This is a genomic window from Streptomyces sp. NPDC020192 (assembly GCF_044388685.1).
Taxonomy (GTDB): Bacteria; Actinomycetota; Actinomycetes; order Streptomycetales; family Streptomycetaceae; genus Streptomyces.
Map to the genome: position 1 here is coordinate 1 of NZ_JBIRXG010000011.1, position 15,088 is coordinate 15,088.

Sequence of the window (15,088 nt, forward strand, 5' to 3'; positions counted from 1 at the left end):
CTCCCGCCGCGGTCATGACCAGCAGCAACACCGGCGCGGACATCGACTACGGGCCTCGCGGCCCCCAGCACCGCGACAACGCACAGCTCAGGCCGACCTGACTTTCGAGCGACGCGAAACTGCGGAGGCCAGTAGTTCAGAAGGCGTCGAGGAGTTCGGTGACGACCTTGGCAAGCTCTGCGCGCAAGCCGTGGATGAATCTGGGACTGTGCGGGGGACCGAACGGACCGTTGCTCGTGTCGTTCCTCAGCCACATGCCGTTCGCCAGGCCCCGCAGCTCGTAATAGGCCCGGCCCCAGGCTGGAGTAGCCGTTGGCAGGTGGGCTTGGCGGGTGCGGGTAGCCCGGCATCTCAATGGCGCGGTCCGGCGGGAACTCCGGGCGGGCGCGGAGTGATGCGTGTCGTGACAAACCTATGCCCGCTGTTGGGGGCGGGCCGTGGTTGCGGGCGGGAGGGTCTGCTCGGCCCAGACGGTCTTGCCGTCGAGCGTGTAGCGGACACCCCAGTTCTGTGCGAGTTGGGCGATGATGAACAAGCCGCGCCCGCCTTCGTCGATGGTCTTCGCGTGGCGTAGCCGTGGCGCGAGGGAATTGCTGTCGTGGACTTCGCAGGTGAGGGTGCGGTCCTTGATGAGCTGCAACCGGACAGGCGGGGTGCCGTAGCGGACGGCGTTGGTGACCAGTTCGCTGACGATCATTTCGGTGGTGTAAGCGATTTCCTCATCGACTCTCCAAAGGATGAGCTGGTGGCGGGCGTGGGTGCGGGCCGTGGCGACGGCTTTGGGGTGGTGGTCGAGATGCCACGTGGCGACCTGGTCGGCGGGGAACGGGTGGGTGCGGGCGAGGAGGAGGATGACGTCGCCGTGGGGGAAGTCGTTCCGCAGCCGGTAGAGCACGTCATCGCACAGATCCTGCAGTGGCCGCTCAGGGTGGGCCAGGACCCGTTGGAGGGTGCCCGGAGACGGTGAGGTGTGCAGCAGTGACTCGGTGTAGAAGGCGAGGACGCTGCCGTCGGCGACGGAGATTGTGGTGGCGGCGAAGGGGGGTCCCTCGGCGGTGCCCAGAGGAGGTCCGGCGGGCAGGTCGGGGATCTCGGTGGTCCCGTCGGGATGGGCGATGACGGGTGGAGGATGGCCGGCCAGGGCGATGGTGCAGGTCTGGGCGAGCGGGTCGTAGACCGCGTACGCGCAGCTTCCCGTGAGCGGCATGGGGTCGTCGGGCGGCAGGGCTGCGCGTTCCTGGGCCAGGCTGATGGCGGTGTCGTTGAGGCGGGCGAGTAGTTCGTCGGGCTCCAGGTCGAGTGCGGCCAGGGAGTGGGTGGCGGTCCGTATCTGTCCCATGGTGGTGGCCGCGTGGATGCCTTGGCCGGCGACTTCGCCGACCACCAGTGCGGTGCGGGCGCCGGACAGGGCGAAAGTGTCGAACCCGCTGCCTCCTCCCACCTCGGCGGGCACTTGCACGTGCGCTGTATCAACGGTGGTCCGGGGCGCAGGGTGTGGAGGCAGCAGGTGGCGCTGGATGGTCGAGGCGATGGCGTGTTCGCGGGTGTAGCGGCGGGCGTTGTCGATGCACAGCGCGGTGTGAGCGGCCACTGCGCGGGCGAGGGTGACATCGTCCTCGTCGTAGACGTCGGCCTGGTCGGTGCGGTACAGGCTCAGCAGCCCGAGCACGGTTCCCCGCAGCGTCAAGGGTGCTGTGATGAGAAGGCGGGCACCGGATGCACGGATCGCCTCGGCGCGTGGCGGGTCCGCTGCCAGCCAGGGCGTGTCGGGTGACAGGGCAACGAGGCGGGGCTTGAGGTCGGTCAGCGTCTGGGCGTAAGGCGTCGGAAACGGCAGAGCGCGCACGTCGCCCACGGGATGCGCCTGAATCTGCTCCCCGCCGCCCCTGTGGCCGTAGGCGGCACGGCGCAGGGGTACCTCCGGTCCCAGGGGGCTCAGCGGAGGTTCCTCGCCACGTACCACTGCGTCCACGACTTCCACCACGGCGATGTCGGCGAGGTCCGGCACCACTGCCTGCACCAGTTCCTCACAAGTGGCCACCACGTCGAGGGTCTGTCCCACGTGCTCGCGCACGGAGTCGAGGACACGCAGGCGGGCGTCCACCTTTTCGCGTTCGGTGACGTCGAGCATCTCCGTCAGCAGCCCCAAGATCCTCCCCTGCGAGTCCTCCAGGCGAGATGCCGAGACGGAGAACAGGTACTCCGGCCCCGGCGCGCCGCCCTTCGGACGCACCCCCACGAGTCGCCCCCGCGCGGGTGTGCCGCCCTCCAGCACGCTGTGCAGCATCGCCTCCACCTCACCGGGTGCGGAAAGGTCATACACCTCGGTGACGTGTCGGCCCATGATCTGTTCAGGGGGCGCGGCGTGCAGAACCGGCCTGGTGAGGTTGATCCGTAGGATTCGCAGCTCCGTGTCCAGGATCAGCAGCCCTGTAGGGGACTGGTGGAACAGTGCTTCCAGTACCGCGGCACCCTCGACGGGCGAGATGGCTTCGTCTTGCGCCATGGCTACCCACCTCCACCATCCAGCCTGCTCCTGGCGTCTGTGTGGCGCTCCCTCACATTGCGAGCGTTGTCGGACGTGCTGCCGCCGTGCGGCCTCGGCCCGCTGTTGTCGAGCGCTCTGGCTCACCAGAGTGAAGGGAGGCGGGGCGTTGCCGGTCGGGCGCGACATCACCCAGCCGCAGAAGGCCCACGATCAGATGACGGCGGATGGTCTCGACACGGACTGCCGAGTTGGGGTCGCACACCGGACGCACAGCCAGCGCGGGACGGCCCGCCTCCCACCCTCCGTGGTGCTTATGGCGAGGCAGTGCCCTGCGCGCCTACGGGGTGGCGACGCTGCACCAGGCGGGTGCACAGCCACAGCAGACGTTCTGGCGCGGGGCACCGGTCGGGTGCGGTTCGTGGTGGCGCTCGGTGCGAAGCCGGTACGCGACCTGGCCCACCAGCTGTGTGCCCTGGCCCGGGCGTGATGTCGTCATGGTGTCGTGACGGCTGACGGCGTCATCCGCCGCCGGCGGCCCTGCACGACCGTGGCGGGCCGTCCCCGGAAATCCTGTCAGCGGATGCGGCGGAGTGTGTCGGGCGTGAGGTCGGCGAGGGTGGGGTAGCCGTCGACGGCCATGACGAGATCGGCTTCGGCAAGCAGGGAGCGCAGCACGTGGACGATGCCGTCCGCGCCGTCCAGGGCCAGGCCGTACGCGTAGGGCCGGCCGACGCCTACGGCTGTGGCGCCCAGGGCGATGGCCTTGACGACGTCGGCTCCCGTGCGGATGCCCGAGTCGAACAGAACGGGCATGTCGTCGACGGCCGCGACCACCTCCGGCAGGGCGTCGAGGGCCGGCAGGCCGCCGTTGGCCTGGCGTCCGCCGTGGTTGGAGCAGTAGATGCCGTCCACACCCGCGTCCCTGGCGCGGCGGGCGTCATCGGGGTGGCAGATGCCCTTGAGGATCAGCGGCAGGTCGGTGATCGAGCGCAGCCAGGGCAGGTCGTCCCAGGTGAGGGGGTTGCCGAAGATCCGCACCCACTCGGCGACCGCGGCCTGCGGGTCGTCCTCCGGGCTGCGGGCGAACCGGGCGCGGAAGACCGGGTCGCTGGTGTAATTGGCCAGGCAATTTCCGCGCAGCTGAGGGAAATTGCTGACGGCCAGGTCGCGGGGGCGCCAGCCGGTGATCCAGGTGTCCAGAGTGACCACGATGCCCTTGAACCCGGCCTTCTCGGCACGGTGGAAGGTGCACCTCGGTCCGCAGATCGTCCGGGGCATCACGACCGCGGCGGATTCCCGTCAACGCGTGGAATGGCGGACCCTGAGTCTGCGCGGGGCAGAAGCCGAGATGGACAAAGACGCAGTCTACGGCGCCTTGATCATTCCGGCGGATTTCAGCAGCGGCGTCCTGTCCTTGACCGGCCCGGTCGCGCCCCATGGGACGGCTCCGCGGCAGCCGAGTGTCCACCTGCTCACCAACCCCCGTTCCGGCAGTGTGGCCACCTCCTCGGTTCAAGCCGTCGGAGAGCGAACGACTCACACCGTATCGAGTCGTATCGCCGCGACGCTGGCTGCGCACATGGAGCCCGCGCACCACACGAGCCGCCGGGCGATCCCGACCGCCGAGAAGATATTGCTGGCCGACCCCGTCACGTTGCACACGAGCGAGCATCGCCCTCTCGGCAACCATTCCGGATTCGGCCTCAGCGCTTTTTACGTCAGCCTCGTCCTCACTCTTGGCGCCTATCTGGGTGCGGGTGTCGTCAGCAGCTCGGTCGATTTCGCTCTGGGATATCAGTCAGCCGAGCGCGGACGTCGCTGGTCCAGCAATCTGCCGGTCCCGATCACCCGCACCCAAACACTGGTGGCCAAGACCGTCATGTCGGTCGTCCTGTCACCGGTCACCGCGACAGCAATTTGGCTCACGTGTAAATTCGCCCTTCACATGGATACACCCCACTTCGGTCAGCTATGGATCTACTCCGTATGCGCCTCGATCGCCGTCGGGGTGACCACTCAAACCATCATTTCGCTGGTCGGAGGACTCGGGTCGCTGGTGGGCATGCTCTTCTTCGTCGCTTTGGCGGTGCCCTCGTCCGGGGGGAGCTTCCCCCTCCAGACCGTTCCCAGCCCCTACCGGTGGCTCGCCCAGTTCGAACCCATGCGGCAGATCGACGACGGCGTTCGCGCAATCCTCTACTTCGACGCCCGGGGCGATGCCGGCCTGACGCGTGGCTGGATCATGATCGCCTTGGGGTGTTTCGTCGGCCTGGCCCTGGGACTGATCGTCGCGTGGATCCGTGATCACGGCGGTCACCAGCGGCTCACGAGCCATCAGATCACTGCCGCACATGCACACTTCCGCTCCACGGTCTCCCTCGCGGCCCCAGCCGGCGGTACGCAGCACGAATCCGGTGGAAGGCCTGCTCCCCGAACTGCGGCGCCCGACCGGCGCAACGCCACCGAGCCAACCCCTCCCTCGCAGGCAGCACCCCGCGTCTTCGGCCGGGTACGGAACTCTTACGGAGACGTCGTGTCCCTGGCCGCCATCACCCTTCTCTCGCTGAATGGGAGCCAACTGGGCCGGATCGGCACGCAATCCGATGGCTCTTACGAAATTGATGCGCCGGCATCCGGAGCCTGCCTCCTTCTTGCCACGGCGTACGACCACCAGCCCCACGCCGCCATCGTTCAGATCGGCGACAGGTCGCGATGCCACGACGTCGTACTGAGCGGACTGAGCGGGGCGGTTCCGGCATGACGAGCGGTGGTCCGGCGCCTCCGCCGTTTCGCCCGGTCAGAGTGGGCGGGGCTCGCCCGACGTCACTCGCCTTCTTCGGAGCCGGGGGGCCAGGACGTGGGGCTCAGAATTCCGAGGACATACGCCTTGGCAACCAGTGCGGTCCTGTTCGGCACTTTCAGCAGGCGGCACATCCGGGAGAGATGGTAGTTGACGCCGTCCGCCGTGAGGCCGACCGCCCGGGCGATCAACGCGGAGGTGGCTCCGGACGCGACCAACGCCAGGATGCGTTCTTCTTTCGGTGACAACTCCTGCACCAGATTTGGTTCTGCCCCGTGCGCCATCGGGTCGACGTGCAGGAACACCATGAGCAGCGTCGGAGTGATGACTTCGTCGCTGACCGGTTCCACGGTGAGTTGGCCGGTTCTCGTCACGCCCACGGCGTCCCACTCGACTCGAATCGGGTAGCGGAAACGACGCCCGAATCGAAGCCCCTCCGAGATCTTGAGCAGTGACTCCTCGTCCGGGGAGACCAGCAGATCGAGCAGGTTGAGATCACGCATATGTCCCGGCGTCAGGCCCCACAGGGCAGAAAATGCGGGATTGGTGATCACCAGCAATCCATCGGGCTGGCTGATCGCAGTGGGTGCCGGCGACCGGTCGAGCAGCCGCAGGAACCGGTTCCGCCAGACCGCCATCTCCTGTCGGAGGTCGGTCCATTCCTCCGGTTCATTGATCATGGACCAGTCGCCTCCTGTAACGCGATACGCGATCAATAGCGCTTGTCTTCATGTGCCGAGATCACTCGCTCCGGCGCCTCCAGCGACGGCCAATGGCCCACGTCCGGCAGCTCGAGCAGCCGTGCCCCGGGCACGCTGTCGCGGATCCGCTCGGCGATGTGCGCGCCGGAGACCGGGTCCTGAAGACCCCACACGAACTGAAGCGGAAGGTCTGTCCCCTCGAGCGCCTCGACCCAGCGATCGCGGTACGTCTCCCGATCGCGGACATAGCGCAGCAGCAGATGGGAGTTCAGATGTCCGTCGTCACGGCTGTACGTCCGCCACATATCCACGCTGTCGGTCAGCGCGTCGTAGGCGGGTGCGAACGTGACGGCGAGGTCGGTGATGAATCCGTCCTGGTCGACCTGCGCGCTCAGCACGGGGCCGAACTGGGGGTCCAGGAGCAGGCTTTGCGCGTCGGTACGCCGGTGCAGTTCGGGGTAGATGCCGCCGTTCATCAGAGTCATGTCGACCAGGGCCACAGACAGCGAGCCCTCCGAACGTCGTGCGAGCAGCTCCTGCCCGACCGAGCTGCCGTAGTCATGAGCGACGACCCGGGTGGCACTCAAGCCGTCGTGCGCCCACAGTGCCTCCACCAGATCGGCCTGCTCCATCAGGGAGTAATCGTGCTCGTGCGGCTTGGCGGACGCGCCGAAGCCGAGGAAGTCCGGCATCACCAGGGTGTGGTTGCGGGCCAGCTCGGGCGCGATCTTGGCCCACTGGTGGGACGAAGCCGGGTATCCGTGCAGGAGTGTGAGCGGGGGCCCGCTGCCCATCCGGCGTACGAAGATCAGATGCTCGACGCCGCGCAGGCGGAGAGAGACGTACTCGCCTCCTGACCACCAGGCTTCGACGCCATCGGTTGCCCCAGCGGCTGACATTGCGCGCCTCGCTCTCGGCTCACGTGACATGTCTCCTCTCCGTGTGTCACGACAGACGTTCGAGACAGATGCTCGATCGGATCATCGACTCAGTACGCCACGAACGCTGACGACTTCAGCCGCACCTGCTTCTTCGGGTGGCTCGATGCCGTCCAGGTCAGTGAGGAGTCGCTCCACATCGGCGACGAGCGACCCGTAGACCTGCCATGCGTTCAGATCGGTCAGTGCGCCGCGCTCGAGCAGATCGGTCACCGTTGCATGCCAGGTCAGCATGCGATCGATCACTGTGCGCAACTGCCTCCGGGCATCGCCCTGATGTGCGTCGGCCGCCACACCGAGAGCGGCATATGTGAGGAAGACCTGCCCTGCCAACTCGAGTGCCTCCCCGTATCGCACTGCGAATCCCTGCTTCAGGCCGTGGTCGGTGCTGTCCGCGCCGAGGCTGTCGGCCAGAGTCCTGGCGATGCCTCGCACCTGGAACGACGCCCTGTGGAGAACTTCGAAGGCGTATTCGTAGACTGCGGACATGTGCTGTCGGTGCGCGGCTGCGCGGGCGTTCCAGCGCAGGCTCTCAGCAGCCTTCTGCACCTCGTCGCGAGCGTCCGAGACCTGCCGCTCCAGCTCTCGTGCCCTCTCCAGCCAGAGGTGCGCGTGACTCGCAGACCGTCCTTCCCTCACGTCACGGCCCATGTCCCGCAGCAACGTGCCCGTGCAGCGGGCCAGGCCGCGCACGGCGGCGTCGGACTGGCTGAGATACGTCGGTGGGAAGACCAAGGCATTGACCGCGACTCCCACCGTGGCACCTGCAAGGGTGGAGACCGCGGGGACGACCACATGCCCGACCGGAGCCGCTGCGGCGGCCGTCAGGCTGATCACCGCAGTCGAAGCGACTTGAAGCCGGTCCTCACCGTTACGACGTCCACCGGTGAGCAGCACCACGATCAGGACGGCCACGATGGCTCCGGCGGTGGCCCCCAGCAACCAGGCGGCGGCGACAGCCAGGGAGACACCTGACACCTGGATCGCCACCCGGCGCGCGGCATGGACCACCGAGCTGTACACCGTGGACGCATTGGCCATGACCAACGCCGTGCCGACGCCGAGGAACTGTTGCTGCCCCGGTAGCCACAAGGCGATGAGCTGCCACGCGAACACCGCTGCGACCAGGCTCTTCACGCCATGGCGCAGGACGTACTCACTCTCTCTCGCGCGGACCGCACTGATCATTCGCAGCGCGGCCGTCCAGGCCCGCGGCATTACCGCCGTGCTTCCATGCCGCGTGCCAGGGAGAAAAGGATCCATGGTGCTGTTCCGCCGATGGGGTGTCTCGATGGTCGGTCCGGGTGTCATCGGTGTTCAGCGGGCCGCGTCGGCATCCTGGGCAGCGGCGAGCGACTGCTCCGTGGCCCGCACGAGCACCTCCGGAACGTCCGACGGGGGCAGTACGGCCTCCAGCAGCACCAGGTCGGCCGGATCGGCGGCGCCGGCCAGTGCCGTGCTCAGCTCGGCCGGTGTACTCGCCCGCATGGTGGCCGCCGACTCGCCTCCCATGGCCGCCGGGAGCAGGCTCCAGTTCCATCGGGGAATGTCGTTGTAGCGACGCTCCCCACCGTGGAGTACGTTCTCGATGGTGTAGCGGCCGTTGTTGATCAGCAGCACGATCGGCGTGCAGCCTTCCCGCAGATGGGTGCCGAGCTCCTGAGCGGTCACCTGTGCGGAGCCGTCCCCGATGAGCAGGATCGTGCGCCGCCCGGGCGCCGCGAGCTGTGCGCCGAGGGTCGCCGGGAGGGTGTACCCGATGGAGGCCCACAACGGCTGGCCGATGAAAGTCGCCCCGGCCGGCAGCCGCATCGCCTGCGCTCCGAAGAGCGAGGTGCCCAGCTCGGCGACCACTATGTCGCCCGGCCTCAGGAAGCTCTGGATCGTCGGCCAGAACGTCGCGTGACGCAAGGCTTCCGCGCTGTCGGAGGGCGTCTCGTCGGCCAGGTCATCGGCTGAGGCCGGCGGAAGATCCGGGCGCGCCCACGACCGGCCCGACTCGGCCAGCACCCCGGTCAGCGCTCGCACGGCGTCGCGCATCGGCAGGGGAGCGAACACCCGGTCGCCGACGTGGGTGGCGCAGGGCTGCATGTCGATGGTCCGCTCCGCGTCGATACGGTGGCTGAATGCAGTGGTGCTGTCGCTGAACCGCACACCGACCGACAGCACTACGTCGGCCTGCTCGATGGCGGCGAGCACCCGCTTGTCGCTGGCGGCGCCGCAGTAGGTGCCGGTGAAAAAGGGGGCGCTCTCGTCGAGCACGCCTTTGCCCATGGACAGCGTCGCGTTCGGGATCCGGCCGGCAGCGACCAGCTCGGCCACCTCGGCCCGGACACCGAACCGGTCGGCCAGGAAGTCGGCGAGAAGACCCAGTGTGTCGGCCTCGGCCAGCATGGTGCGTGCGGCGTCGGTGAACTCCTCCAGCACCCGGGCCGAAGCCTCCGGCGCGGGTACGAGAAGCGGCTGCGTCGGCGGCTCGGCCGGGCTCGCGGCCACGTCGGTGGGCAGTACGAGGTAGCCGGGACGCCGTTCCCGTTGGCTGGTGGCCAGCACCCGGTCGATCTCGGCGATCGCGTTGCCCGCGCTCAGGTAGGCCTGGGCCACGGTGACCTCGGCGTGTGCCCGGGCGAAGTGCCGGTAGTCGCCGTCACCGAGGGTGTGGTGGAGCAGCGCGCCGGCCTGTTGCGCCGCCGTGGACGGTGCGCCCACGATGTGGATGACCGGGACGTATTCGGCGTAGGCGCCGGCGATCCCGTTGATCGCGCTGAGCTCGCCCACACCGTAGGTGGTCAGCAGGGCACCGGCCCCGTTGACGCGGGCGTAGCCGTCGGCTGCGTAGGCGGCGTTGAGCTCGTTGGCGTTGCCGACCCAGCTGATGCGGTCGTGCTCGACGATGCGATCGAGGAAGGCCATGTTGTAGTCGCCCGGCACGCCGAACACGTGCTGGACACCGATCTCGTCGAGCCTGGCAAGAAGGTGGTCGCCAACGGTGTAGTCGCCTGTCATGTCTGGACCTCGGTTTCCGGCAGATGCGCCTGTTCCACTGGTTTTTCGCTAACGGTTCGAGCATTTCACTGCATAACGGACAAAACTACGGCGAAAACCTGGAGATGCTGAGCCAGGATTTGTGGAATCCACGAGCCCGGGCCGCTGTCGGGCCAACCGGTTCGCCGCTCACCCTTCGACCTCACGGTTCCCCGCGTCCGCACCCCCCGTCGGCCGATCTTCCGTCCGAGATTTGAGATTTTCACCACCCAGCGCTCTGGATCTACGGTGAAAAGCCAGAAATGCTAGGGTCGAGTTCGTGGAATCCGAGAACCCGGCACTGTCGATCCCCCTCTCGGACGCGGCCCGGAACGCCGTTGCTCAGATCTGCGCGCACATCACCGACGACCTGCCGGTGATCAGTCTCGAGATCGTCCGGCGAATCCGGGCCGAGATCCCCGACTACGCCGTCGTGCCTACGGAGGAACACCGGGACTTCGTGCTGTACCAGGGCCGCATGCTGTTCGCCGGAATCGCCGAGCAGCGGCCGCCGGGGGAGGAGCAGATGGCCCACGCCCGGGAGCTGGGGCGGCGGCGCGCCGAGCAGGGCCTGCCCATCGAACTCATGCTCGGGGCCTATCACGTCACCTTTCGCGAGGCGTGGAACCTGATCCTGCAGCGGGCCACGGCCGACCACCCCGAGCACGTCGGCGACCTGACGCATCTGGTCACGCTCATCTGGACCTGGATCCGGGTCCTCACCGGCAACGCATCCGAGGCCTACGGCGAGGAGGTCCGGCGCGCTCAGGTCACCCGGGTCACGCTCGCCCACCGGCTGTTCGCCGCGCTCACCGCCGACCCCGTCCAGGTGGAGGCGGCGGCCCCCCTGGCCCAAGCGCTCGGCTACCGAGTCGACGGCGAGTTCCAGGCGCTGTGCCTGCCCGCCGAGGACTGGCAGGACGACCGCACCGAACAGCTGCGCCTTCGGCTGACCGCCCTGACCGGCGAACTCCACTGCGCCACCGCCGGCGCCCGGCTCCTGGTCCTGGGGCAGCGGCACGACCCGGACGCCGTGGCCGCAGCCGCCGCGGCCATCCCGCCGCGGCGGGACGCCACCGCGATCGGCGTCGGCCTGTCCCGCCCCGGCCTGGCCGGGGCGGCGGACAGCATCACCGACGCGACCCAGGCGCTGTCCCGGACGGGCGAACAGTGCCGTGTCGTGTACTTCGCCGACGCCTGGCTCGCCGCCGGCCTCGGCGGGCAGGCCATCCGCTTGGCTCCGCTGTTCACCAAGGCCGTGGCCACGGCGCGCACGGACCCCCACCTGGCCCAGGCCGTGGCCGCATTCGCAGACCACGGCCTGTCGGTGGCCGCCGCGGCCCGCGGGTTGCACCTGCACCCGAACTCGCTGGCTTACCGGCTCGGCCGGTGGCACGAACTCACCGGATTCGATCCGCGCAGCGGCGACGGACTCGTCGCGTCCCTGGTCGCGCTCCGTCTCTATCAGACGTGACGGAGGATTCCTTCACCCTTGTCTGCCGTGGGGCGTGCGCCGCATGGGGACCGAGGCATGCGGGCGGACCGAGCGCATAGGTGCCGACCTGATAGCAGGTAATGCCCGCAGGGGACGCTCACGACAATCACGGCGAGGGTCAACGGCGGGTCGGCACGAATGTTCCATCGAGCCGAACAGCCTCGCCCGCGCCCGGTCGCGGTAGCACTCTGACCGGAATGCGACTCCATGCCGATTGGCGTAAGCACTACGAGAATTTGTAGTCGAGCTTCGGTGCGTCGCGGTCACGCAAGCCTAGATTGGCAAATGCAGGCAATCGCCCCGCAGTCCGGCGAGGGCGGCCAACCATTCGAAATGGTGCGGACCTCGAAGACGCGGAGACGGTATGGCATGCGGCCTGACGGCCCGGCATACCGAGTGGCCCATCCACTGCCGCAGCAGAGCAGCACTTCACCGTCGCATTCCCAGAAGGAGCCGTTGTGTCCCGTCTTACCTATCCCGACCGGCAGGACTTTCCCAAGGAACTGCGTGAGTTCCTCGACCAGCTGCCGCAGCACGCGGCATTCGACATGCTGTCGCACTCGCAGGCCACCGTCGAGATCTTCCTCCGGCAGGGCCAGGCGCAGTTCACCCAGCTGGCGCTCTCCCCGCGAGACCGTGAACTGACCATTCTGACCACGGCCAGCGCCACGGACTGCGCATACGAGTTCACCCAGCACGTGCCGATCTCAGCGTCCGTCGGTGTGTCGGACGCCGTACGGGACGCGATCAAGCGCAAGGACTTCAACGCCCCGGAGCTCCCCGGCGACGACCGCGCAATCATCCGCTTCGTGGCCGCGGTCGTCGCCGCCCCGACCGTTTCCGACGAGATCTTCTCCGCGGTGAAGGAGCGCCTCACTCCACGCGAGATCCTCGAGATCATGCAGGTGACCGGGTTCTACTGGTCCTTCGGACGGGTCTGCACCGTTCTCGATGTCGAGGTCGAGAAAGACCATGGTGATGCCGTGATCGACGCGAGCCGGCGCATGCAGGTACCGGCGCAGTGACGTGGCGGTGTCGGCCCGTACGGGGCCGACACCCCCGAGAAGCGCGAGAGAGGCAGGCGTGGAACTCGGAAAATTCGCCATGCATACTTTGCCTGCGATTTCTCGGCAACAGAGATCAGGCACGCCCTCCGTCAGCATGGCAGGCCCGCGGGCAGCCCTCAAACACTTCATGCAATGTCGCGGTGCGACGCTCACCACCCGTAAGGAATCGCACACCATGAACACTGCGAACGCGGAATCGTTCCGTAACGTCACCATCGTCGGCGCCGGCGTCATCGGCATGTCGTGGGCAGCCCTGTGCCTCGCCCACGGCTGTGAGGTCACCATCAGCGACCCGGCTCCCACGACGGAGAGCCAGGTCCGCGCAGGTCTGGCAGACATCGCCCCCACGCTGGAAGAGCTGGGCATGCGGACGGACGACCTGACTGCCCGGCTGCGTTTCGAGGCCGATCTGGCCGCCGCGGTGGCCCACGCCGACGTGGTGCAGGAAAACGGCCCGGAGCGCCTGGAGATCAAGCACCGGATGTGGGCCACCATCGAGGAGAACGCTCCTGCCCATGCGCTCTTCGCCACCTCGACCTCGGGTCTTCCGGCCAGCGAGATCGCCACCGTCCTCAAGCAGCCCGAGCGCCTGATCGTCGGCCACCCCTTCAACCCGCCGCACCTGGTGCCTCTTGTCGAGATCGTTCCGGGCAGGCTCACCTCGGAGGAGACCGTTGAGCAGGCACGCGCCTTCTACAGCGCCCTGGGCAAGAAGCCCCAGGTCCTGCACAAGGAAGTTCCGGGTTTCGTCGCGAACCGCCTGCAGGCGGCCTTCTTCCGCGAGTGCGTCCATCTGGTGGCCGAGGGAGTGGTGACCGAGCAGGAACTCGACGAACTCGTCACTTCTTCGATCGGCCCGCGTTGGGCGGTTGCCGGGCCCTTCCAGAGTTTCCATCTCGGCGGCGGTTCCGGCGGATTTGCTCACTTCCTCTCGCATCTCGCTCCCGCGATGGAACAGAGTTGGAAGTTCCTGGGAAGCCCGACCTTCGACGAGGCCACCGTCAAACTCCTGAGCGAGCAGGCCGAGGCCTACCTCGGCGACCGACCCATCGAGGAACTCGCAACTCAGCGGGACCAGGCGCAGATCGCCCTCATGCGTGCGCTGGGTGAGCTTCCGCCCGCTCCCACCCGGTGAGGATCGATGACCTGCACCGGCTTCTGGACGCGGTGCTCGTCGAAGCGATGTGCCCAAGCGAGTAAACGCAGGTGGTCGGCGCTGGTGGTGCCGGTGGTGGGGCTGCCGAGTTCGCGCCCGCGTTCATCGATGGTGGCTGCCGTGTGATTGCGCTTGTGGGTGGCGACGCCACCTCAACCGGTTCTGACCTGTGGTAACGGGTGGAATCGCCTGATGATGAGCTGAGTTGGTCCGCACATGGTCCGGATCTTGGCCCCTGTCCCGGCTGCCCGCAGCACGCTTCGCTGGCAAAGTCACAGCCAGCCGCGCTGGGCGGCGGTCAGCCCGGCCTGGAACCGGGTGTTCACCCCGAGTTGACTCATCAGCCGGTGGATACGGCGTTGGGTGGTGCGTTCGCTCCAGCCCTGGGCGCGGGCGATCGCGGCGTCGGTGAGCCCTGCCGCGAGCAGCGACACCAGTGACCGGGTCTCCTGGTCGGGTTCGCCGGTGCCGCTCTCGAGGCTCCCTTCGGCGGCTGTGCGGTGCGTCAGGGGCAGGGGAACCGCCCGCTCCCACTCCGCCTCGAAGAGCGCCTCTAGGGCCACCAGCATCGGTGAGCTCTTCACGAGATACGCCGCCAACTGACCGCCCGGCGCCGAACTGATGGGGATGATCGCGACCCGGCTGTCGCAGATCACGAGTTTGAGCGGCAGCTCGGTACGGACACGCGCCTGTTCGCCGGCCCGGACGCTGGGCAGGATGTCGTCCGCGAGGCGGCCCGGCCAGGCGACGGCGGCGCGGTCGTAGATCACGCGGTGGGCGACGCCGCGGCGCTGCCGCTTGATCTGCTCGTCGAGGTTGCTGCCAGGCCGGTCGACGTAGGGGGGCCGGTCGAAGGCCCGTATCTCGCGCTGTGCCTGGGTGGTCATGCACTGCACCGCGGTACTGACGTCGGCGCGTTCGGTGAGGAGTTCCACCGCGAGGTCCGGGCTGCTGATCCGGGACGCCTCCCGGTGTGCCTCCATCAGCCGGTGCACCTGCGACCGGGCCTCATCGAGTTGCTTCTCACGGCGGCGGATCAGCGCGGTGACAGCGATGTCGGGGGCCACCGCGGTGAACCGGGGCGGTCGGCCGGTGGCCCGCGTCGCCAGGCCCTCCTTGACCAGTTCGGCCAGCTGCCGCGTGGTGGAGGGAACGGACAGTTCACAGGCGCCGGCGAGCTCCGAAGCCGTGGCCTGGGGCGTATGGACCAGCACGGCGTAGACGCGCTCAGTCTCCTCTGTCAGTCCCAGTACGTTGAATGGCATGCCCTTTTTCCGCCTTCATATCGCCTGCCCGCCGGCCGGCGGATGTCGGCGACCTTTGTTCCTGCGCCACAGCTGTCCCGTCGACATTTTCCATGTCGTCAAGGAGGGCCTGGTCCGGGGGCCGGGGGTCATGGCCGGTTCCCGTAAGGCCCGC

At 68.0% G+C, this 15,088-nt stretch carries 10 protein-coding genes and 1 pseudogene; 4 read left to right on the forward strand and 7 right to left on the reverse strand.

All coding sequences use genetic code 11. The annotated features are described in order from the left end of the window. Window positions 1–412: 412 nt before the first annotated feature. Window positions 413–2,506, reverse strand: coding sequence for a SpoIIE family protein phosphatase (locus tag ACH47Z_RS21490; RefSeq protein WP_399075909.1), 2,094 nt, complete (start codon window positions 2,504–2,506; stop codon window positions 413–415). A gap of 555 nt (window positions 2,507–3,061) precedes the next feature. Continuing rightward, window positions 3,062–3,727, reverse strand: a pseudogene (locus ACH47Z_RS21495) (alpha-hydroxy-acid oxidizing protein); the annotation flags it as partial. Between ACH47Z_RS21495 and ACH47Z_RS21500 the strand changes: the two are divergent. After that, on the forward strand, window positions 3,699–5,249 hold the full coding sequence (locus ACH47Z_RS21500; protein WP_399075911.1) for a YhgE/Pip domain-containing protein: 1,551 nt from the start codon (window positions 3,699–3,701) through the stop codon (window positions 5,247–5,249). The pseudogene ACH47Z_RS21495 and the gene ACH47Z_RS21500 overlap by 29 nt on opposite strands. Window positions 5,250–5,311: 62 nt before the next feature. On the opposite strand, the gene ACH47Z_RS21505 is transcribed toward ACH47Z_RS21500, so the two are convergent. The 4 genes from ACH47Z_RS21505 to ACH47Z_RS21520 form a co-directional block, all read right to left on the reverse strand. Then, window positions 5,312–5,968 (reverse strand): LuxR C-terminal-related transcriptional regulator, encoded by a 657-nt coding sequence (locus ACH47Z_RS21505; RefSeq protein WP_399075913.1) that lies wholly within the window; start codon window positions 5,966–5,968, stop codon window positions 5,312–5,314. A 32-nt stretch (window positions 5,969–6,000) separates the two neighbouring features. After that, the gene (locus ACH47Z_RS21510) at window positions 6,001–6,888 is read right to left on the reverse strand and encodes an alpha/beta fold hydrolase (RefSeq protein WP_399075915.1); all 888 of its coding nucleotides are present in this window, start codon (window positions 6,886–6,888) and stop codon (window positions 6,001–6,003) included. 81 nt (window positions 6,889–6,969) lie between these two features. After that, a complete protein-coding gene (locus tag ACH47Z_RS21515) occupies window positions 6,970–8,190 on the reverse strand; it encodes an aromatic acid exporter family protein (protein ID WP_399075917.1) in 1,221 nt (406 codons plus the stop codon). A 54-nt stretch (window positions 8,191–8,244) separates the two neighbouring features. Next, the gene (locus ACH47Z_RS21520) at window positions 8,245–9,933 is read right to left on the reverse strand and encodes an alpha-keto acid decarboxylase family protein (RefSeq protein WP_399075919.1); all 1,689 of its coding nucleotides are present in this window, start codon (window positions 9,931–9,933) and stop codon (window positions 8,245–8,247) included. A 298-nt stretch (window positions 9,934–10,231) separates the two neighbouring features. On the opposite strand from ACH47Z_RS21520, the gene ACH47Z_RS21525 reads away from it, so the two are divergent. From ACH47Z_RS21525 to ACH47Z_RS21535, 3 genes are all read left to right on the forward strand, one after another. Next, window positions 10,232–11,425, forward strand: a complete 1,194-nt coding sequence (locus ACH47Z_RS21525; protein WP_399075921.1) for a PucR family transcriptional regulator — start codon at window positions 10,232–10,234, stop codon at window positions 11,423–11,425. Between the two features lie 479 nt (window positions 11,426–11,904). After that, on the forward strand, window positions 11,905–12,471 hold the full coding sequence (locus ACH47Z_RS21530; RefSeq protein ID WP_399075923.1) for a carboxymuconolactone decarboxylase family protein: 567 nt from the start codon (window positions 11,905–11,907) through the stop codon (window positions 12,469–12,471). 58 nt (window positions 12,472–12,529) lie between these two features. Further along, a complete protein-coding gene (locus tag ACH47Z_RS21535) occupies window positions 12,530–13,648 on the forward strand; it encodes a 3-hydroxyacyl-CoA dehydrogenase NAD-binding domain-containing protein (RefSeq protein WP_399075925.1) in 1,119 nt (372 codons plus the stop codon). A gap of 293 nt (window positions 13,649–13,941) precedes the next feature. Here ACH47Z_RS21535 and ACH47Z_RS21540 read toward each other — a convergent pair whose 3' ends face one another. Continuing rightward, window positions 13,942–14,934, reverse strand: a complete 993-nt coding sequence (locus ACH47Z_RS21540; protein WP_399075927.1) for a helix-turn-helix domain-containing protein — start codon at window positions 14,932–14,934, stop codon at window positions 13,942–13,944. Window positions 14,935–15,088 lie beyond the last annotated feature (154 nt).

What these genes read in the sequence shown, in the direction of transcription:
- ACH47Z_RS21490 (WP_399075909.1), bottom strand. Translation starts at nt 2,506, where the DNA reads ATGGCGCAAGACGAAGCCATCTCGCCCGTCGAGGGTGCCGCGGTACTG.
- ACH47Z_RS21500 (WP_399075911.1), top strand. Translation starts at nt 3,699, where the DNA reads ATGCCCTTGAACCCGGCCTTCTCGGCACGGTGGAAGGTGCACCTCGGT.
- ACH47Z_RS21505 (WP_399075913.1), bottom strand. Translation starts at nt 5,968, where the DNA reads ATGATCAATGAACCGGAGGAATGGACCGACCTCCGACAGGAGATGGCG.
- ACH47Z_RS21510 (WP_399075915.1), bottom strand. Translation starts at nt 6,888, where the DNA reads ATGTCAGCCGCTGGGGCAACCGATGGCGTCGAAGCCTGGTGGTCAGGA.
- ACH47Z_RS21515 (WP_399075917.1), bottom strand. Translation starts at nt 8,190, where the DNA reads ATGGATCCTTTTCTCCCTGGCACGCGGCATGGAAGCACGGCGGTAATG.
- ACH47Z_RS21520 (WP_399075919.1), bottom strand. Translation starts at nt 9,933, where the DNA reads ATGACAGGCGACTACACCGTTGGCGACCACCTTCTTGCCAGGCTCGAC.
- ACH47Z_RS21540 (WP_399075927.1), bottom strand. Translation starts at nt 14,934, where the DNA reads ATGCCATTCAACGTACTGGGACTGACAGAGGAGACTGAGCGCGTCTAC.